The organism is Mycobacterium cookii (assembly GCF_010727945.1).
In the GTDB taxonomy this organism is placed as follows: Bacteria; Actinomycetota; Actinomycetes; order Mycobacteriales; family Mycobacteriaceae; genus Mycobacterium; species Mycobacterium cookii.
In genome coordinates, this window is record NZ_AP022569.1 from 3807828 (window position 1) to 3826918 (window position 19091).

Sequence of the window (19091 nt, forward strand, 5' to 3'; positions counted from 1 at the left end):
GGCCGACTGTAGGGTCCCTCCCATGAAACGGCTGAGCGGTTGGGACGCGGTACTGCTGTACAGCGAAACACCGAATGTGCACATGCACACGCTCAAGGTCGCGGTGATCGAGTTGGCCGAAGACCGTCGTGACTTCGACATCGACGCATTCCGCCGGGTGATCCACAGCCGGTTGTACAAGCTGGAGCCGTTCTGCTATCAGCTGATTGACGTCCCGCTCAAAATGCACCACCCAATGTGGCGGGAGAACGTCGACGTCGATCTGACGTATCACGTGCGGCCGTGGCGGCTGCCCGCGCCGGGTGGCCGTCGTGAACTGGACGAGGCGATCGGCGAGATCGCCAGCACGCCGCTGGACCGCGATTATCCGCTGTGGGAGATGTATTTCGTCGAGGGGCTGGCCGACAACCGAATCGCGGTGGTCGGCAAGATCCACCATGCGCTGGCCGACGGAGTCGCGGCGGCGAATCTCCTGGCCCGCGGAATGGATCTGGCGCCCGGGCCGCAGAGTGGGGAGGTCCGGCACGCACCCGACCCGGCGCCGTCGACCGGCGAGCTGGTGCGGTCGGCGTTCGCCGATCACATGCGGCATATCGGCCGGATCCCCGCGACCATCGGCTACACCGCGAAGGGCCTCAACCGGGTGCGACGCAGCAGCCGCAAGCTGTCGCCGGAGTTGACGATGCCGTTCACCCCACCGCCGACCTTCATGAACCACATGCTCACGCCCGAACGACGCTTCGCGACAGCAACTTTGGCGTTGAGCGACATCAAGGAAACCAGCAAGGCGCTCGGCGTCACGATCAACGACATGGTGTTGGCGCTGTCCGCGGGCGCGTTACGCAAGCTGCGACTGCGCTACGACGGCGACTCCGATCACCCGCTGCTGGCGTCGGTGCCGGTGAGCTTCGACTTCTCGCCGGATCGGGTGTCGGGAAACCTGTTCACCGGAATGATGGTCGCGCTGCCCGCCGACGTCGACGATCCGGTGGAGCGGGTACGGCGCGCACACGACTACGCCGTCGAGGCCAAGGAGAGCCACCACTTGCTCGGCCCGGAGTTGGTCAGCCGGTGGGCGGCCTACTTTCCGCCGGGCCCGTCGGAGTCGCTTTTCCGTTGGCTGGCCAGCCGCGACGGTCAGAACAAGGTACTCAACCTGCCGATCTCCAACGTTCCGGGTCCTCGTGAGCATGGCCGGGTCGGCGGAGCGCTGGTGACCGAGATCTACTCTGTCGGTCCGCTCACCACCGGCAGCGGCTTGAACATCACGGTGTGGAGTTACGTTGACCAGCTGAATGTTTCGGTGCTCGCCGACGGCGCCACTGTCGACGACCCGCACGAGGTGACCTCAGCGATCATCGACGAGTTCGTCGAAATACGCCGTGCTGCAGGGCTTTCCGACACGTTGACGGTTGTCGAAGGCGCGATGGCTCAGGCCTGAGTGTCGATGTGGCTCAACAAGTCGCGGCGGGAGATCTTGCCGGTGCTGCCGCGCGGCAACTCGTCGAGGACAATGATCTCGCGAGGCACCTTGTAGTTGGCCAGGTTTTCCCGGACGTGTTGCTTGAGGTCGTCAACCGTGGCCGAATCACCTTGCGTCAGAACGACGAAGGCCGCCAACCGCTGCCCGTACTGCTCGTCGTCGACGCCCATCACGGTGGCCTCGGCGACGCCCGGGTGCAAGGCCAGTGTTTTCTCCACCTCGATCGGGTAGACGTTCTCGCCGCCGGAGACGATCATCTCGTCATCACGTCCGACCACGTACAGTCGGCCGGCCTCGTCGAGGCGGCCGACGTCACCGGATGCCATGAAGCCGTCGTGAAAATCCTTGCCCGCCCCCGAGGTGTAGCCGTCGAAACGGTTGGAGTTGCGCACGAAGATCTGGCCGACCTCGCCGGTGGGCACCGGTCGGTGATCGCCATCCAGGATGCGAATCTCGGTGCCGACAGCGGGTTTTCCGGCGGTGTCGGGCGCGGCCCGCAGGTCTTCCGGCGTCGCGGTGGCGATCATGCCGGCCTCGGTGGCGTTGTAGTTGTTGTAGATGATGTCGCCGAATTCGTCCATGAAACGCGTGACGACGTCGGGGCGCATCCGGGATCCCGATGCGGTGGCGAATTTCAGCGACCGACCGCTGTAGCGGCGGCGCACGTCGTCGGGCAGATCCATGATCCGGTCGAACATCACCGGGACGACGCACAGCCCGGTGGCCTGATACCGGTCGACGAGGTCGAGGGTGGCTTCCGGGTCGAACTTGCGCCTGGTCGCGATCGTGCAGCCCAGCGACGCGGCGAACACCAGTTGGGAAAAGCCCCAGGCGTGAAACATCGGCGCCACCACCACCGTCGTCTCCTCGGTGTGCCACGGGACGCGGTCGAGGATCGCCTTCAGTTCGGTTGCACCGCCGCCGGAATGCTTGGCGCCCTTGGGATTACCGGTGGTGCCAGAGGTCAGCAGAATCAACCTGCCGGTGTGTTCGGTGCGGGCTGGCCGCTCGCCACGGTGGCTGGTGATCAGCTTCTCGACGGTGGTCGCGTGGCTGTCCGGATGGTCGGTCCATGCGACGACGCGGGTGGTTTCGGGTCTGTCGGCCAGCGCGCGGTCCACCGATTCGGTGAATTCCTCGTCGTAGATCACCGCGTCGGCGCCCTCGCGTTCGACCACGTCGGCCAGCGCCGGCCCGGCGAACGAGGTGTTCAGCAGCAGCACGTCGGCGCCGATCCGGTTGGCGGCGATCAACGCTTCGACGAACCCGCGATGATTGCGGCACATGATCGCCACCACCGTCGGGGTGCCACCGGGCAGGCTCTGCAGCGCTGAAGCCAACGCGTCTGCACGCTGGTCGAGCTCGCGGAACGTCAGCGAGCCGAGCTCGTCGATCAGTGCGGCACGATTCGGGCAGCGTTGCGCCGCCAACGCGAATCCCATGGTGAACGACAGACCTTCGCGACGAATCGCGGCCGCCATCCGGACGTATTTGTCGGGCCGCAGGGGGGCGATGATTCCCGCGCGGACCAGGGTACCGAGCAGACCGAAAGCCACTAGCCGATGACCGGAAGCCGGCGCTGCTTGGCCAACCCGTCGAGCGCTTTCTGCATGACGCGACGGACATGGGCGTCGACCGCGGCGATATCGGGCTCCTCGCCGAACTGCGCCGTGATGTCGATCGGCTCGAGCACCTGCATCACGATCTTGGTCGGCAGCGGCATGTTCACCGGCAGAACTGCGGACAGGCCGAACGGGAAGCCCACCGAGATGGGCAGGATCTTCACCCGCATCAGCTTGTCCAGTCGCAACGCCTTGGCCAGTCCCATGCCGCGGGTCAGATAGAGCTGACTTTCCTGACCGCCGATGGACACCGCCGGCACGATCGGAACGCCGGCGTTCAGCGCCGCCCGCACGTACCCGGTGCGGCCGTCGAAGTCGATGGTGTTCTCCGACAGCGTCGGTCGATAGACGTCGTAGTCACCGCCCGGGAACACCACGACGACTCCGCCGGATCGCAGTGCCTCGTCGGCGTTCTCGTGGTTGGCACGGATGAAGCCGGTGCGGCGGAAGAACTCGCCGGTCGGTCCGGTGAAGATGATGTCGTGGCTGAGCGTGTAGACCGGCCGGCCGTAGCCGAACTGCTCGTAGAACCCGGTGGCGAACACCGGTACGTCCATGGCGAAGAGCCCGCCGGAATGGTTCGACACCACCAGCGCGCCACCCGGCGGGAAAGACTCCAGGCCACGTATCTCGGCTCGGTGATAGCCCTTGATGATCGGGCGGATCCAGCCCATCACACGTTCGGTGAGCCCGGGATCCCATTTGGACAGCTCGCTGGATTCGATATCGGTTGCGGTCAACGCATTCCCCTGGGGTTTCAGCGCGGGTTTGGCTGTGATGCTAGCCGAGCCGCAGAGGCTGGATACCATCTCCTCGAAAGCCCGTTACACATCGAACAAGGAGCGTCACGCCGTCGTGAGCACTGAAGAAGCCACCGAACCCGAAGTCCTCGTCGAGCAGCGGGACCGGATCCTGATCATCACCATCAACCGGCCCAAGGCCAAGAACGCGGTCAACTCCGCGGTCGCCCATGGTTTGGCCGACGCGGTCGACAGGCTCGACCGCGACCCCGGGCTTTCGGTCGGCATCGTGACCGGGGCGGGCGGAACATTCTGCGCGGGCATGGATCTCAAGGCGTTCGCCCGCGGCGAGGTGCCCATCGTCGAAGGCCGTGGCATGGGCTTCACCGAGCGCGGACCGGACAAGCCGCTGATCGCCGCGGTCGAGGGCTACGCACTGGCCGGCGGCACCGAGTTGGCGCTGGCCACCGACCTGATCGTGGCGTCCAAGGACGCGTCGTTCGGTATCCCCGAGGTCAAGCGCGGCCTGGTGGCCGGCGGCGGGGGACTGCTGCGACTGCCGCAGCGCATCCCGCCCGCGATCGCGATGGAGTTGGCGCTCACGGGCGAGGCCTTCACCGCCGAGCGCGCGCACGCGCTCGGCATGGTCAACGTGCTGGCCGAGCCCGGCGGTGCGCTGGACGCTGCGATCGACTTGGCCGAGCGGATCACCGTCAACGGTCCGCTGGCCGTGGCCGCCACCAAGCGGATCATCGTCGAATCCCGCGGTTGGAGTCCCGACACGCAGTTCGCCGAGCAGAACAAGATCCTGATGCCGGTGTTCTCGTCGAATGACGCCAAGGAGGGCGCCATCGCGTTCGCCGAGAAGCGGCCGGCCCAGTGGACCGGCACCTGATCTCAGGCGGCCCGATCGTCCTCGAGTTGCTCGGCCTCGGCGCTGTCCTCGGCGGTGACCGGACCGGCCACCCCCGCCGACGCGTCGGTGGTGGGTACCGGCGCCAGACCCGGTTCCGGGGTGCGCATCATCGCGGCTCGGGCTTCCAGCACGTTGCCGATGAAGAAGTCGTAGAGCAGGATGCCGGCGACCGCGCCGAACAGCGGTACGAACACCGGAATCCACCAGTAGTTGGTCGTCGGCCCGTAGTCGCCCGGCAACGCCAGCTTCCCCCAACCCTCTAACCACGCGAACAGCCGCGGACCGAGTTCGCGGGCCGGGTTGAGCGCGTAGCCGGCATTGGTTCCGTAGGAGCAGCCGATCACCGCGATGATGAAGCCGATGAGCAATGGCGCCAAGTTGCCGGCCGGCGCCTGGTTGCGGTTGTCGATCAACGCCGCGATCAGCAGCACGAGAATCGCCGTACCGACAAGTTGGTCGACGACCGGTCCGAGGTAGCCGCCGTGGAAATACGAGGCGGGGGAGGTGGCGAAAATCCCATAGGTGTCCATCGAATCAGCCCGCGACAGATGGCTGGCGGCGTTGAAGCTGTCTATCGCAGGCCGGTAGACGACGTAAACCATGGCGGCACCGCAGAAGGCGCCCGCGAGCTGCGACACCCAATAGGGAATCACGTTGCGCCACTCGAACTTCCGTGCCACTGCGAAGGCCAGCGTCACCGCGGGATTGAAATGTGCACCGCTGATACCGCCGGAGACATATGCGGCCAGCATTACGGCGAACGCCCAGCCGAAGATGTTGATCAGCCAGTTATCTGGGCCGAACGGGACGGTCTGCCTGCCGGAACCGGGCAGGCCGACGACGTTGACCGCGCAGGTTCCCAGGCCGAGTAGCAACAACACGAAGGTGCCGAAGAACTCGGCCAGCATCGCGCCTGCGATGCCGGCACGCATCCTGGTCAGTCTGGTAGCGGTGAAGGGCGTTTGAACTGTGAAGGTCGTCAAGGTGGGATCCCCGAACTCATTTGTAGTTGGTTGGTCTACTTCTTGCGGCCTCGCGTCCGGGTAGCCGATCGATTTTCAGGTAAACGCCCAAGCGGGTGTGGCGTCCACCACGCCCAGCGGTGGGATAGTTGCATCATCTAAACTATGGGCCTTGGCGCGGCATGACACTTTTGGCAAGCTTTGTAACGTATTGACCCCACAGAAAGTGCGAGCGTGAGTATTTCGCTTCTTCTCGAGATGGCGACGTCGAACGATCCCGACCGGACCGCCGTCGTCTCGGGGGACGTCCGGCTGACGACTCAGCAGCTCAGCGATCTCGCCGACGGCGGCGCCGGGCTCATCGCCCGCTCGGAGGCGTCTCACGTCGCTTACGTCGGCCTCGGCGGCGCGATGCTGCCGCTGCTGATCTTCGCCTCGGCGCGCGCCGGAGTGGCCTTCACGCCGATCAACTACCGGCTGTCCGCCGACGGCATCACGGCGCTGATCGCCCGGCTGCCCGACCCGCTGGTGGTGGTGGATAGCCGATACCTCGATGAGCTGGGCGGACCGGACGGTCTGGCCGGTATCACCAAGCAGGTCCTGGTGTCCGACGACTTCCTGGCGCAGGCCCGCGACGCCGAGCCGGCCGCGGAGTTCGCCGACCCGGACTCGGTCGGCATCGTCTTGTTCACCTCTGGCACGACGTCGCAACCGAAGGCCGTCGAACTCACCCACAACAACCTGACCAGCTATGTCACCGGCACCGTCGAATTCGCGTCGGCCGAGCCGACCGATGCGGCGCTGATCTGCGTGCCGCCGTACCACATCGCCGGGGTCAGCGCGGCGCTGTCCAACCTGTACGCCGGACGCAAGATGGTCTACCTGCCCGTCTTCGATCCCGAAGAATGGGTCGCCCTGGTCGACAGCGAGCACGTGACCAGCGCGACCGTGGTGCCGACCATGCTCGACCGCATCGTCACCGTGCTGCAGCAGGGCGGTCACCAGCTGCCGTCGCTGCGCAACCTGGCCTACGGCGGATCGAAGGTGCCGTTGCCGCTGGTGCGCGCTGCGCTCGAGTTGCTACCGCACGTCGGTTTCGTCAACGCCTACGGCCTGACCGAAACCAGTTCGACCATCGCCGTGCTCACCCCGGACGACCACCGCGACGCCCATGCCGCTTCGGATCCGGCCGTGGTCAAACGGTTGGCTTCGGTCGGTCAGCCGGTGCCCAGCATCGAGGTCCAGGTCCGCGACGAGAACGGCGCGGTGCTCGGGCCGGGGGAGACCGGCGAATTGTTCGTTCGCGGCGAGCAGGTCTCTGGCCGCTACACCGGTATCGGCTCCGTGCTCGACGAGAACGGTTGGTTCCCCACCCGGGACATCGCCATGCTCGACCACGACGGCTATCTGTTCATCGGCGGCCGCAGCGACGACACCATCATCCGGGGTGGCGAGAACATCGCGCCCGCCGAGTTGGAGGACGTGCTGATCGAGCACTCTCATGTGCGTGACGTCGCCGTGGTCGGCGTCGAGGATCCGCAATGGGGACAGGCGATCGTCGCGGTGATTGTGCCGGCAGCCGGAATCGACCCCGACCCCGAGGAATTGCGCGAACACGTGCGCAAGAGTTTGCGGGGGTCACGCACCCCCGACCGGGTAGTCTTTCGCGACGAGCTGCCCACCAACGCGACGGGCAAAGTGCTTCGCCGCGACATCGTCGAAGAGCTTCGCGCCGCACCGGCCGAGCAGTGATCGAACCGAGGACCGAAATCATGATCAAGAACGGAACCCGTCTGGCCAGCCAGGTGTGCGACACCCAAGTCATCGTCGTGCGCAGCGCGGACAGCCTTGACGACCTGCGCTGCGGAGGCGCCCCGATGGTGGAGTTGGACGCCGAGCGTTCGGGTGAACTCGATCCGGCATTCGCCGACGGCAGCGTGATGGGCAAGCGGTACGTGGACGAGACCGGTGCCGAGGTGTTGGTGACCAAGGCCGGCGCCGGGACTTTGGCCGTGGGTCAGACCGCGCTGAGCCTCAAAGAGGCCAAGCCGCTGCCGGCCAGCGACTAACCCTTGGTCAGGTCGTTACGGCAGACGAATTCCCTTGCCTTGACCAGGAATTCAAGCTGGCCGTAGACCTTGTGCAGCGGGTCGCTGCTCCGGCTTGACCGGCACAGCACCACGGCGCCTTCCAGCGCCGCGATCGACATCACCGCCAGCGAATCGGCGTCGGGCTCCGGGAACCCGTCTGCCACGAAGGCCCGCGTCATCGCGGTGCGCCAGTGCGCGAAGATCCGCGCCGCCTCGGCGGCCAGGGGGACGTCGTCCTCGGCCGAACCGATCGCCGCAGCCACCACCGGACAGCCGGCGCTGAAATCGCTGTCGGCGAGGACGCGTTCCCAGAATTCGACGAATTGCCGCATCAGCACCTTCGCGCCCCGAGCGGCGGCTTTGTCGATGTCAGCGGTGATCGCCTCGCCGGCGTAGTGCAGCGCCTCGGCGAGGATCTGATTGCGACCGTCCGGGAAGTGGTAGTAAACCGAGCCGCGGGGTGCGCCGCTGCGGGCCAGGACCTCGTCGATGGTGACGCCGGCGGCGCCGCGTTCCCGCATCACCTCGGCGGCACTGATCAGCATCTTGATTCGGGTATCGCTCCGCTTCTTGCGGGCATGCGTCGTCACCGTCATAAGCGTCGAGCCCGGGTGTCAGGCCGCGCGCGTGTCACGGGGCTGCGGCATCCACCAATGCATCGCTCGCGGATTGAACCGCATGGAACGCAGCGGCTTGCGGCGCAGTTCGAACATCCGCCCGCTGAACCGGAATCCGGCGACATTGAGCTCGACTACCAGCATGATTAGCTCCTGAGCTGAGGATTATGTATGAGAACATATAAGACTCGCGTCTAGCACGCAACCGGTGCGGCCTCCCAGCACGTCAAGAGTGACGTATCGCACAGCTAATCAATCTCGGCCCATTAGTAGGCGTGGTGGGAATCTGAATTATGCCCTATTGCATATTCTCTTGATATGCGCTTCACTCGCGGAATGACTGGCATTTCACGTGCACTACCCGCGCTGGACACCGTGACCCTCGAGCGCGACGGTCACGTCCTGCTGATCGGCCTGAACCGGCCGGACAAGCGCAACGCCTTCAACCGAGCGATGCTCACCGATCTGTCCAGCGCCTACGGGTTGCTGGAGTCGGACCCATCGGTGCGCGCGGGCGTGTTGTTCGCGCACGGAGACCATTTCACCGGCGGGCTTGACCTCGTCGACGTAGGACCCAACATCGCATCCGGTGACTTTTCGTTGCCGTCCGACGGGCGGGACCCGTGGCGGCTCGACGGTTCGTGGATCACGCCGCTGGTCGCGGTCGCGCACGGCTGGTGCATGACGTTGGGAATCGAGCTGCTGCTGGCCGCCGACATCCGCATCGCGGCGACGGGAACCCGGTTCGCTCAACTCGAGGTGCGGCGCGGCATCTATCCGTTCGGCGGCGCGACCTTACGGCTGCCCCGGGAGGGCGGTTGGGGTAACGCGATGCGCTGGCTGCTCACCGGTGATGAGTTCGACGCCGTCGAGGCGCACCGAATCGGTCTGGTGCAAGAAGTCGCCGACGACGCCGACGCCGGGCTGGCGCGCGCCCGCGGGATCGCCCGCACCATCGCCGAGCGGTCGGCGCCGCTGGGCGTGCAGGCCACGCTGGCGTCGGCTCACCTGGCCCGCGAACGCGGCGATGCGGCGGCGATCGAGCGGTTACGCCCCGACGTCGCTGCGCTGTTCGCGACCGCCGATGCCGCCGAAGGAGTGCAGTCGTTCATCGAGCGCCGCCAAGCACAATTCCAAGGGCGCTGAACCGCGTTACGCTTTTCCGACGGAGCCGATCGGGAGGCGTAGCCATGGGCCATTACCGCAGCAATGTCCGCGATCTGGAGTTCAACCTGTTCGAGGTGCTGGCTTTGGACGAGGTGCTCGCCGACGACGCATTCGGCGACTTGGACGGTGAATCGGTGCAGCAGATGCTCGCCGAGGCCGCCCGGTTGGCCGAGGGGCCGGTAGCCGAGTCGTTCGCCGAAAGCGATCGTCACCCGCCGACGTTTGATCCCGACACCCATGTCGTGACTCTGCCGGACCCGTTTAAGAAGTCGCTGCAGGCATGGCGGGAGGGCGAGTGGTTCCGCGTCGGGCTCGCCGAGGATGTCGGCGGTGTGCCCGCGCCGTCGATGGTGCAGTGGGCCGTCAACGAGTTGGTGCTCGGCGCGAACCCCGCGGTGTTCATGTACATGGCGGGGCCGATTCTCGCGAACATCCTCTATGGGATCGGCAATGAGCAGCAACGGCATTGGGCAGCCATGGCGATCGACCGCAACTGGGGCGCCACCATGGTGCTCACCGAACCCGACGCCGGCTCCGACGTTGGCGCCGGACGGACCAAGGCGATCGATCAGGGCGACGGCACCTGGCACATCGACGGCGTCAAGCGGTTCATCACCAGTGGCGACAGCGACGACGTGTTCGAGAACATCCTGCACATGGTGCTGGCCCGGCCGGAGGGCGCAGGTCCGGGCACCAAGGGGCTGAGCCTGTTTCTGGTGCCGAAGTTCCTGCTCGATCCCGAGACCGGCGAGCCGGGGGAGCGCAACGGGGTCTTCGTCACTGGGGTAGAGCACAAGATGGGCCTCAAGGTCTCGGCCACGTGCGAATTGACCTTCGGTCAGCACGGCGTCCCGGCGACGGGCTGGCTGGTCGGCGACCGCCACAACGGCATCGCGCAGATGTTCAAGATCATCGAGTATGCGCGAATGATGGTGGGCACCAAGGCCATCGGGACACTGTCGACGGGTTACCTGAACGCATTGGACTACGCGAAGACCCGCGTCCAGGGTGCCGACCTGACTCAGATGACCGACAAGACCGCGCCGCGGGTCACCATCATCCATCATCCCGACGTGCGCCGTGCCCTGGTGACCCAGAAGGCTTACGCCGAAGGTCTGCGCGCGCTGTATCTGTACACCGCGGCACACCAGGACCCGTCGGTCGCCTCCGTCGTGTCCGGTGCCGACGCCGAACTGGCGGACAAGGTCAACGATCTGCTGTTGCCGATCGTCAAAGGGGTTGGCTCCGAACGGGCTTACCAATGTCTGACCGAGTCGCTGCAGACCCTGGGCGGGTCCGGCTTCCTGCAGGACTATCCGATGGAGCAGTACATCCGCGACGCCAAGATCGACAGCCTCTATGAAGGCACTACCGCAATTCAGGCGCAGGACTTCTTCTTTCGCAAGATCATCCGCGACCACGGCGTCGCACTGAACCATTTGGTCACTCAGATCGAGTCGTTCATCGACAGCACCGAGGCCCGGCCCGAACTCGCCGACGCCCGAAAGCAACTCGCCACCGCCGTCGACGATCTGCAAGCCTGGGTCGCCACGATGACCGGTTACCTGTTCGCTTCGCAGGAAGACGCCCGGGAACTCTACCGGGTCGGTCTCGAGTCGGTGGCATTCCTGCTCGCGGTCGGCGACCTGCTCATCGGCTGGCTGCTGCTGCGGCAGGCGGAGATCGCGCTGACAGCGCTCGACAACAATCCCGGGCCCGCCGATAGCGCGTTTTATGCCGGAAAGGTCGCTACCGCAAACTTTTTCGTCAAGAACGTGCTGCCACGACTGAGCGCCGACCGCGAGATCGCGGCCAATGTCGATCTCGCGGTCATGCAGCTGCGCGAAGAAGCCTTCTAGCGCTTACGCATCCAGGGTGTAGCCCATCGGCATTAGCACGCTCTTCTGCTGAGTGAAGTGCTCGACGCCCTCCGGCCCGTTCTCGCGGCCGATCCCGGAGTTCTTGTAGCCGCCGAACGGACAGCACGGGTCGAAGGCGTACCAGTTGATGCCGTACGTGCCGGTGCGGATCTGCTCGGACACCTTGATGCCGCGCGGCACGTCGGCGGTCCACACACTGCCGGCCAGGCCGTACGCCGAGTCGTTGGCGATCTTGATCGCCTCGTCTTCGGTGTCGTAGGGAATGACGCTGAGCACCGGCCCGAAGATCTCCTCCTGGGCGATCGTCATCTTGTTGTCGACGTCGGCGAACACCGTCGGCTGCACGAAGAAACCGGAGTCCAGTCCTTCGGGGCGTCCGCCGCCGCACACCAGCCGAGCGCCCTCCTCGACGCCTTTGGCGATGTAGCCCTCGACCCGCTCCCGCTGCTTCGCCGAGATCAGCGACCCGACCTGGGCGCCCGGGTCCGACGGCAGCCCCACCGGCAACGACTGGGCGAAAGCGCTGATGGCATCGACGATTTCGTCGTAGCGCGAGCGGGGCGCCAGGATGCGGGTCTGCGCGACACATGCCTGGCCGGTGTTCATGATCCCGGAGAACACCAGCATCGGGACCGAGGCGGCCAAGTCGACGTCGTCGAGCAGGATGGCCGCCGACTTGCCGCCCAGCTCCAAGGTGCACGGCTTGAGCATGTCCGCGGCGCGCTTGCCGATCTCCTTGCCGACGGCCGAGCTGCCGGTGAACGAGAAGATGTCGATGTCGGGGTTGGAGGTCAGTGCCTGCCCGGTCTCGACGCCGCCCGGGACGATCGACAGCACACCTTCGGGCAGGCCGGCCTCGGCGAACGCCTCCGCCAAAGCGTTTGCGCTCAGCGGTGTTTCGGCAGCCGGCTTGAGCACCACCGTGCAACCGGCCAGCAGCGCCGGGCCCAGCTTGTTGATCGCCAGGAACAGCGGCACGTTCCACGCAACTATCGCGCCGACCACACCGATCGGCTCACGATGAACGATGGTCTGCCCGTAGCCGCCGGTCCGGATCTCCTGCCACTTGACCTGGTCGACGGCCGGGCCGGCGAAGAAGTTCAGGCACCCGATTCCGCTCATCCACTGCATCGTCTCGACGCTGAGCGGCGGCTGGCCGGTCTCGAGTCCGAGCAGCTTGACGAATGCGTCCTTACGCTCTTCCAGCAGCTTGAGCGCGTTGCCGATGACGGCCGCCCGCTCCTTCGGCGGTGTCGAGGGCCACGGGCCGTTGTCGAATGCCGCGCGGGCCGCGGCGACCGCGGCGTTGACGTCGGCCGGCGCCGCCAGGGGCACCTTGCCGACGTACTCGCCGGTGGCCGGGCAGTGCACCTCGATGACGTCGGACGTCGACGGCTCGGTCCACTTGCCGCCGATGAAAAGCTTGTCGTATTCGGTCTTGGCCTCATCGCTCATAAGCGCCGCTCCTCCTCATCGCTCCGCTCTGCATCGTCGCCGGCGGTCATGGCCGCCACCCTACCCAAGCAATCGCAGAACGAGAACACGTTTCAGTCAAGAGCTGACGGCGTCGGACTAAGGCCGTAGCACCAGCACCAGATTGCTCACCAAAAACTCGCGTAGCACCGGCACTGACGTCAGCCACCACGCCCATCGCGGGTGGTAGCGGGGAAACGCGTCGACCAGCGCGCCGGTGCTGGCGGCCCAGTCCAGGCCCTCGGCCACCGACACCGCGAACAACGACGAGCCGTAGTCGTTTTTCGCCCGGTGGCCGTGCCTGCGGGCGTAACGGTCGGCGGCGCGGGCCCCGCCGAGATAGTGGGTCAGCCCCATCTCGTGGCCGCCGAACGGGCCCAGCCACACCGTGTAGGACAACACCACCAAGCCGCCGGGCCGGGTGACCCGCAACATTTCGGCACCGAGCCGCCAGGGTCGCGGCACATGCTCGGCGACGTTGGAGGACAGGCAGATGTCCACACTGTCGTCGGCGAACGGCAGTGCCATGCCCGAGGCTCGAACGAACGTCCCGGCATTCCGCTCGAAAACAACTCCGCTGCTGTGCATTTCGGCCGGATCCGGTTCGACCCCCAGATAGTGCACGCCGGCGTCGGCGAATGCGGTCGCGAAGTATCCCGGCCCGCCGCCGACATCGAGCACGGCGCGGCCGGCCATCGAGTCGCCGTGGATTCCTCGCCACAGGTCGCCGACCATCGCGGCAGTGTCGGACGCCAGCCCGCTGTAGAACCGGGTCGGATCAGGCTGCTCGTAGCGGAACTCCCACAGCAGCCGCAGCGAACGGGACAGCGTTGCCCGCTGCGCGAACACTTCCGTCACGGCCACCGGCCAACCCTAAAGCGGGGGCATCGCTAGGCTGTCACGATGCCTGGTCTGCGCTCGGTGCTGCTGCTGTGCTGGCGCGACACCGGCCACCCCCAGGGCGGCGGCAGCGAGACCTACCTGCAACGCATCGGCGCCCAACTGGCCGCATCCGGCGTCGAGGTCACCTTGCGCACGGCGCGCTACCCCGGTGCTGCGCGCCGCGAAGTCGTCGACGGTGTGCAGATCATGCGCGCGGGCGGACGCTACTCGGTCTATGTCTGGGCGATGCTGGCGATGACGGCCGCTCGCCTGGGTATCGGACCGCTGCGGAGCGTTCGGCCGGATGTGGTGGTCGACACCCAAAACGGCATCCCCTTTCTGGCCAGGCTGATCTACGGCGCCCGAGCCGTGCTGCTGGTACACCACTGTCACCGTGAGCAGTGGCCGGTGGCCGGCCCGGTGTTGAGCCGGATTGGCTGGTTCATCGAATCCTGGTTGTCGCCGCGGCTGCATCGCGGCAGTCAATATGTGACGGTGTCGCTGCCGTCAGCCCGCGACCTGGACTGCCTCGGTGTCGACAACGAGCGAATTGCGGTGGTGCGCAACGGCCTCGACGAGGTTCCCGCGCCGTCGCTGGCAGGTCCGCGATCGGCTTCGCCGCGGGTGCTGGTGTTGTCCCGGCTGGTGCCGCACAAGCAGATCGAGGACGCGCTGACGGCAGTGGCGCAACTCCGGCCGGAAATTCCCGATGTGCACCTCGACGTCGTCGGTGGCGGATGGTGGCGTCAACGCCTGCTCGATCACGCGGCGCGGCTCGGCATCAGCGATGCGGTGGCTTTCCACGGTCATATCGATGACGCCGCCAAACACCGTGTCGTGCAACAGGCTTGGGTGCACGTGCTGCCATCGCGCAAAGAGGGCTGGGGTCTGGCCGTCATCGAGGCCGCGCAGCACGCGGTGCCCACCATCGGTTACCGGTCCTCTGGCGGGCTGGCCGATTCGATCATCGACGGCGTGACCGGTGTGCTGGTCGACAGCCGCGATGACTTGGTGAATCGGCTGCGGCAGTTGCTGGCCGATCCGGTGCTGCGCGAACAACTCGGCACGAAAGCGCAAGCGCGCAGCGCCGAATTCTCTTGGCGGCAAACGGCGGAAGCGATGCGGACCGTGTTGGAGTCGGTGATGACCGGCGAGCGCGTGAGCGGAGTGGTGTAGCGCTCAACCGAACGTCAGCTGCTGCAGCACCCGCAGGAAGACGCTTCGGTCCTCGGTGGACAAATGGGCGAGCCAACGCTCCTCGCCGCGCTGGATATCGGCCTGCACCGCGTTTTTGATCGAACGACCCGACTCGGTGATCGTCAGCAAGCGTGCCCGACGGTCGTCGGGATCGGGAACCCGTTCGATGTAGCGGTGCTTCTGCAACTCGTCGAGGACGGGGATGATGCGCGTCTTGTCGGCGCCGATCGATTCGGCCAGGGTCGCCTGGGTGCGAATCGGCGAATTGTCGAGGGCGCTCAACACGATGTAGGCCCACATCGACAGCCCGTGCGCGTCCAGCACCGGCTGCTCGGCGGCCACCGTCTCCCGGGTCAGCTGCGCAAGCATCGCCGCGAGATCCGGTCTTCGGGGCCTCCGCGCCATGTCGCGATAATAGTGCTTGACATATCGTATGCGTATGCAGATGATACGCTCATGCATACTAATATAGACCTTCGCGCCCATCATCGAATTGCCGTACTCACTTCCGTGGACGTGGTCTCGTCCGTCACGCCCGACGATCTGTCCAGGTCGACGCCTTGTGCCGGCTGGAATCTCGCCGACCTGCTCGCCCACATGACGGCGCAGCACCGCGGCTTCACCGCCGCCGCACGCGGTCAGGGCGCCGATCTGGCGGTGTGGCAACCCGTTACCGTCGCCGCCGCCGTCGCCTCGGATCCCGCGGCAACCTATGCCGCGGCCGCCGCTGCCGTGCTCGAGGCGTTCGCCCACGACGGTGTGCTCGACGCGAACTTCGCGCTGCCGGATTTCGGGCCGGGAGCGACCTTCCCGGGGTCGATGGCGATCGGCTTCCACTTCATCGATTACGTGGTGCACACCTGGGATGTCGCACGCACGGTGGGCCGGCCCGTCGATCTTCCAGACGACGTGATCGCCGCCGCGCTACCGCTGGCCTTCGCGGTGCCCGACGGAGATTTCCGTACGGGCTTCTTCGACCAGGCGATCCAGGCGACGGAATCGGGTGCCGACTTCGATCGAATCCTGACTCATCTTGGCCGCTCTCCCGAGTGGACGCCACGCTGACGCCTAACGGCGACGGCCATGCCCACGGCGCCGCCGGCCAGCATGGTCAGCCACGTCAGATGCGCGATGACGGCAGCCCGCCGCTTACCGGCCGTCGCCCCCGCCGTCGCGCCGCCGACCCGGTACAGCGCCAGGTCCCGACCGCGAGAGGCGACCGGGAGACGGTCCAATGTCGTTGCGGCCATACCCATCTCGCCGGGAGTGCCCAGCTCGACCACCACCCAACCCACGCCCGCGTCCCGAACGGCCTGCGGCTCAGCGCCCGTCAGCAGCAGCCGCTGCACGGCGCGGGCGTGGTTGCCCTCGCCGAGAACGGTGGTGCCTGCGATCGTCAAGTCACCGGTGCTCAGCACGTCGGCGCGCAGCCATCGCGGCAGCGGGTCCAGCACCGGTGCCGGCCCCGACCAAGCAAAGCGCCGCATGGTGTCGGCCGGCAGCACCGCAACCTCAGCGGGGTCGCGATTGATCGCCGCCGCCACCGTCGCCCAGTCCGCCGGATAACGCACCGGCTCGACCTTTCCCGCTGCGCCCCAAGCCAAGTCGGGAAGCGACAGTATCAACGCGACGCAGCACACCGCCGCTGCTGCCGCGGGCCGCAACCAGCGCCGTAGCATCAGCACCGCACCGGCGCCGGCCAGGGCATAACCGGGCATCGCCAGGGCCACCCACTTCTGCCCGTCGCGAAGCACGCCCAGACCGGGCGCGGCATGCACAGCAGCATGCAGGACGGCCAATCCGGGGCCGGTCGCCATCGCGGCGGTGAGCACGACGGACACGCCCGCCAGCGCCAACAACGGCCAGGCCGCCCGATACCGCGATAGCGGAAATGCCCCAAGAAAGACCGCGGTCAGTAGCACCGAAGCTGACATGACGGCGAAAAGCGTTGCCCGCGAACCCAGTACGGCATCGCCGTTCCAGATTCCACCGAGGCTGGCCAGGCTGCCCAGCGTGCCCAGGCCGGGCTCGGCGCGGGCCGCGAATGCGGCGACGTCCGGAACGTGCGCCCAGATGTGATCGACCGACGACAAGCCCAGCATCGCCGAGGTCAGCCACGGCAGCGCCGCCGCGACGGCGATACCCGACGCGGCAATGGCGCACATCCGACGCGAAACCCCGTCACCCGGCACCGCTACGCACACCACCGCGACGGTCGCGGCCAGGAGTAACCCCGTCGGTGTCAGCCCGGCCAGTGCGATCCAGAACGCCAAACCGAAAAAGCCACTCCAGGAGCCACTTTCAGCCGATCGCAACGTCAGCATCGTCGTCGCCACCCACGGCAGGCAGCCGTAGCCGAGCAGCAGACTCCAATGTCCCTGCAGCAGGCGTTCGCCGACATAGGGATTCCAGACCGCCAGCGTGGTCGCCACCAACTGGCCGCCCACGCCGGATTCCGGTACGACCGTCGCGACCAGCCGGGCCGCGCCCCAACCGGCCAGCCACAGCCCGGCGACGAGCAGGGCTTTCACCACGATGCCGCCGTCGATGCAGCGCGAAGCCACCGCTACCGCGAAATCCTGTGGTGTGGCCCGGGGAGCCGAAATCAGCCCGAGGGCGCTATCTGAGAGGTACGACCGCGGCGTCGACACCGCGTCGCGCAGCAACAGATAACCGGGCGCGAGCAATGGCCCGATCACCAGCAGCGCCAGCGCCAGCGCGTAGCCGGGGCGGGACCACCGCACGTGACTGGCTAGCTAAGACTCTGAACCCGACGAGCCCTCGCCGGACTCGCGTTGAACGTCCTTGGGCGGTGTCGGAAGTTTCTCGGTGACGGCTTCGGCGCCGGGCACCCGCTCACGCTCGACCGGTGGCTCACCGCGACCGAAGAAACCGTGGTCGCCGTCCACCGAGCCCGGTTCGGACAACGCCGTCTCGGTGCGCAGACTGAACGAGCCGAGCAGCAGGCCGCCGATCAGCGCGACCACGCCGGCCGCGGTGAACGTGATCGGCAGCACCCGCGACCACAACGCCAACCGGTCGCGCTCGTTGCGCGCCGCGTTCACCTGCGATTCGACACTCTCCTCATTGGAGGTGATCTTGTAGTCGACCACCGTCACCTCGGGCTTCAGCGCATCGCGGGCGAAGTACTGGTTGACCCGCTCTTGCTGCTTGACGATCGTGCCCGATTCCGGGTCGACCCAGAACGTCCGTTGCGCCGCGTAGTAGCGGGTCATGGTGATCTTCTCTTCCGGATCGCCCGGCACATCCCACTTCGACGCGGTTTCGGTGACCTTGCTGTCCTCGTCGTTGGCGTACAGCGACGGGTATCTGATCGGCTCGGTCAGCTTGCCGTCGGCGTCGTAGCCCACGTCCTGGGTGAACTTGTACGCGGTCAGTCCGTTGACGTCTTCCTCACCGGTGTAGTTGGCGTCGAAGGCTTTTTGCGCGATCGGGTCGAAGTAGGGATAGCTGCGCTTCTCGGCGTGGAACGGGAACCGATAGGACAGCCCGTCGTGTGGCAGCGCGATGTTGGTGGCCGGGTTCTCGTCGTTGAATGTGCGCGGCTTCTGCACGGCGCCGCCCGGATGGGTGTCGTCGGACACCGCCGATGCCGTTTTGCGGTTCAGGGAGACGGTGTCCACCAGCGCCAGCAGCAGGCCGGAGTCCTTCTGCTTGTCGCTGCGCCGAACCGAGGTGCCTACCTGAAGGGTGACGACGTCTGCGTTGGCGGGGGACTCGACGTCGATCTGCTGCTGAGACACCAGCGGCACGTTCTTGTTGACCACCAATTTCATGGTGGCCATCGAACCGGGGTCCATCGCGGTGCCGGTGCCCTCACTGATCAGTGTGGAGTCCAGATTGAGCGGAATCTTGGTGATCCTGCTGCCGGTGTAGGTCCACAACAGCAGCGCGGCGATCAACAACGCAGCTCCGAGCCCCATGATCCCGCACGCGGCCATCCGCAACATGACTGCTCGGTTCACGTTGCCGTGACCTCCTTCTGGTCTCTTTCGGTTCAGGCCACCGACCCCGTTCCGCTCCGAACCGTCGCGACCTGCG

The 19091-nt window shown here is 66.5% G+C and carries 18 protein-coding genes; 8 read left to right on the top strand and 10 right to left on the bottom strand.

The window, feature by feature from the left end; genetic code table 11:
* Positions 1-22 precede the first annotated feature (22 nt).
* Entirely contained in the window at positions 23-1441 is a 1419-nt protein-coding gene (locus G6N27_RS17960; protein WP_163778479.1) for a WS/DGAT/MGAT family O-acyltransferase, read from the top strand.
* Here the strand turns inward: G6N27_RS17960 and fadD12 are convergent.
* Both fadD12 and G6N27_RS17970 read right to left on the bottom strand, forming a co-directional pair.
* A complete protein-coding gene (gene fadD12 / locus G6N27_RS17965; protein ID WP_163778481.1) occupies positions 1432-3039 on the bottom strand; it encodes an acyl-CoA ligase FadD12 in 1608 nt (535 codons plus the stop codon). The genes G6N27_RS17960 and fadD12 overlap by 10 nt on opposite strands.
* Complete coding sequence (locus tag G6N27_RS17970; RefSeq protein WP_163778484.1) at positions 3039-3845, bottom strand: 1-acyl-sn-glycerol-3-phosphate acyltransferase; 807 nt, start codon at positions 3843-3845, stop codon at positions 3039-3041. Before G6N27_RS17970 ends, fadD12 begins: the two co-directional genes overlap by 1 nt.
* Before the next feature lie 115 nt (positions 3846-3960).
* Here G6N27_RS17970 and G6N27_RS17975 point away from each other — a divergent pair, with 115 nt between their 5' ends.
* Positions 3961-4740 (top strand): crotonase/enoyl-CoA hydratase family protein, encoded by a 780-nt coding sequence (locus G6N27_RS17975; protein ID WP_232064656.1) that lies wholly within the window; start codon positions 3961-3963, stop codon positions 4738-4740.
* Between the two features lie 2 nt (positions 4741-4742).
* On the opposite strand, the gene G6N27_RS17980 is transcribed toward G6N27_RS17975, so the two are convergent.
* A complete protein-coding gene (locus G6N27_RS17980) occupies positions 4743-5693 on the bottom strand; it encodes an MIP/aquaporin family protein (RefSeq protein WP_197746508.1) in 951 nt (316 codons plus the stop codon).
* A 264-nt stretch (positions 5694-5957) separates the two neighbouring features.
* Between G6N27_RS17980 and G6N27_RS17985 the strand changes: the two genes are divergently transcribed.
* Together G6N27_RS17985 and G6N27_RS17990 are read left to right on the top strand one after the other, a co-directional pair.
* On the top strand, positions 5958-7475 hold the full coding sequence (locus G6N27_RS17985) for a class I adenylate-forming enzyme family protein (protein WP_163778487.1): 1518 nt from the start codon (positions 5958-5960) through the stop codon (positions 7473-7475).
* Positions 7476-7495: 20 nt separating this feature from the next.
* The gene (locus tag G6N27_RS17990; RefSeq protein WP_163778492.1) at positions 7496-7792 is read left to right on the top strand and encodes a hypothetical protein; all 297 of its coding nucleotides are present in this window, start codon (positions 7496-7498) and stop codon (positions 7790-7792) included.
* Here the strand turns inward: G6N27_RS17990 and G6N27_RS17995 are convergent.
* Both G6N27_RS17995 and G6N27_RS25105 read right to left on the bottom strand, forming a co-directional pair.
* Positions 7789-8409 carry a TetR/AcrR family transcriptional regulator gene (locus tag G6N27_RS17995; protein WP_372512979.1) on the bottom strand — a complete coding sequence of 207 codons (621 nt, stop codon included), beginning with the start codon at positions 8407-8409 and terminating at the stop codon, positions 7789-7791. The two genes, G6N27_RS17990 and G6N27_RS17995, sit on opposite strands and share 4 nt — an antisense overlap.
* An 18-nt stretch (positions 8410-8427) precedes the next feature.
* Positions 8428-8574: a hypothetical protein gene (locus G6N27_RS25105; protein WP_170308179.1), complete on the bottom strand. Its 147-nt coding sequence runs from the start codon at positions 8572-8574 to the stop codon at positions 8428-8430.
* A gap of 192 nt (positions 8575-8766) precedes the next feature.
* Between G6N27_RS25105 and G6N27_RS18000 the strand changes: the two genes are divergently transcribed.
* Both G6N27_RS18000 and G6N27_RS18005 read left to right on the top strand, forming a co-directional pair.
* Positions 8767-9576: a crotonase/enoyl-CoA hydratase family protein gene (locus tag G6N27_RS18000; protein WP_163778495.1), complete on the top strand. Its 810-nt coding sequence runs from the start codon at positions 8767-8769 to the stop codon at positions 9574-9576.
* A 44-nt stretch (positions 9577-9620) separates the two neighbouring features.
* The gene (locus G6N27_RS18005; protein ID WP_163778497.1) at positions 9621-11456 is read left to right on the top strand and encodes an acyl-CoA dehydrogenase; all 1836 of its coding nucleotides are present in this window, start codon (positions 9621-9623) and stop codon (positions 11454-11456) included.
* 3 nt (positions 11457-11459) lie between these two features.
* On the opposite strand, the gene G6N27_RS18010 is transcribed toward G6N27_RS18005, so the two are convergent.
* Both G6N27_RS18010 and G6N27_RS18015 read right to left on the bottom strand, forming a co-directional pair.
* Positions 11460-12932, bottom strand: a complete 1473-nt coding sequence (locus G6N27_RS18010) for an aldehyde dehydrogenase (RefSeq protein WP_163778501.1) — start codon at positions 12930-12932, stop codon at positions 11460-11462.
* Positions 12933-13049: 117 nt separating this feature from the next.
* Positions 13050-13814 (bottom strand): class I SAM-dependent methyltransferase, encoded by a 765-nt coding sequence (locus tag G6N27_RS18015; RefSeq protein ID WP_163778502.1) that lies wholly within the window; start codon positions 13812-13814, stop codon positions 13050-13052.
* Between the two features lie 39 nt (positions 13815-13853).
* Between G6N27_RS18015 and G6N27_RS18020 the strand changes: the two genes are divergently transcribed.
* The gene (locus tag G6N27_RS18020) at positions 13854-15008 is read left to right on the top strand and encodes a glycosyltransferase family 4 protein (RefSeq protein WP_163778504.1); all 1155 of its coding nucleotides are present in this window, start codon (positions 13854-13856) and stop codon (positions 15006-15008) included.
* Between the two features lie 3 nt (positions 15009-15011).
* Here G6N27_RS18020 and G6N27_RS18025 read toward each other — a convergent pair whose 3' ends face one another.
* A complete protein-coding gene (locus G6N27_RS18025; RefSeq protein WP_163778506.1) occupies positions 15012-15434 on the bottom strand; it encodes a MarR family winged helix-turn-helix transcriptional regulator in 423 nt (140 codons plus the stop codon).
* A gap of 51 nt (positions 15435-15485) precedes the next feature.
* Here G6N27_RS18025 and G6N27_RS18030 point away from each other — a divergent pair, with 51 nt between their 5' ends.
* Complete coding sequence (locus tag G6N27_RS18030) at positions 15486-16094, top strand: TIGR03086 family metal-binding protein (protein WP_163778508.1); 609 nt, start codon at positions 15486-15488, stop codon at positions 16092-16094.
* On the opposite strand, the gene G6N27_RS18035 is transcribed toward G6N27_RS18030, so the two are convergent.
* On the bottom strand, positions 16058-17773 hold the full coding sequence (locus G6N27_RS18035) for a hypothetical protein (protein ID WP_163778510.1): 1716 nt from the start codon (positions 17771-17773) through the stop codon (positions 16058-16060). The genes G6N27_RS18030 and G6N27_RS18035 overlap by 37 nt on opposite strands.
* Positions 17774-17785: 12 nt before the next feature.
* Positions 17786-19015, bottom strand: coding sequence for a DUF3068 domain-containing protein (locus tag G6N27_RS18040; protein ID WP_163778512.1), 1230 nt, complete (start codon positions 19013-19015; stop codon positions 17786-17788).
* Positions 19016-19091: the final 76 nt, after the last annotated feature.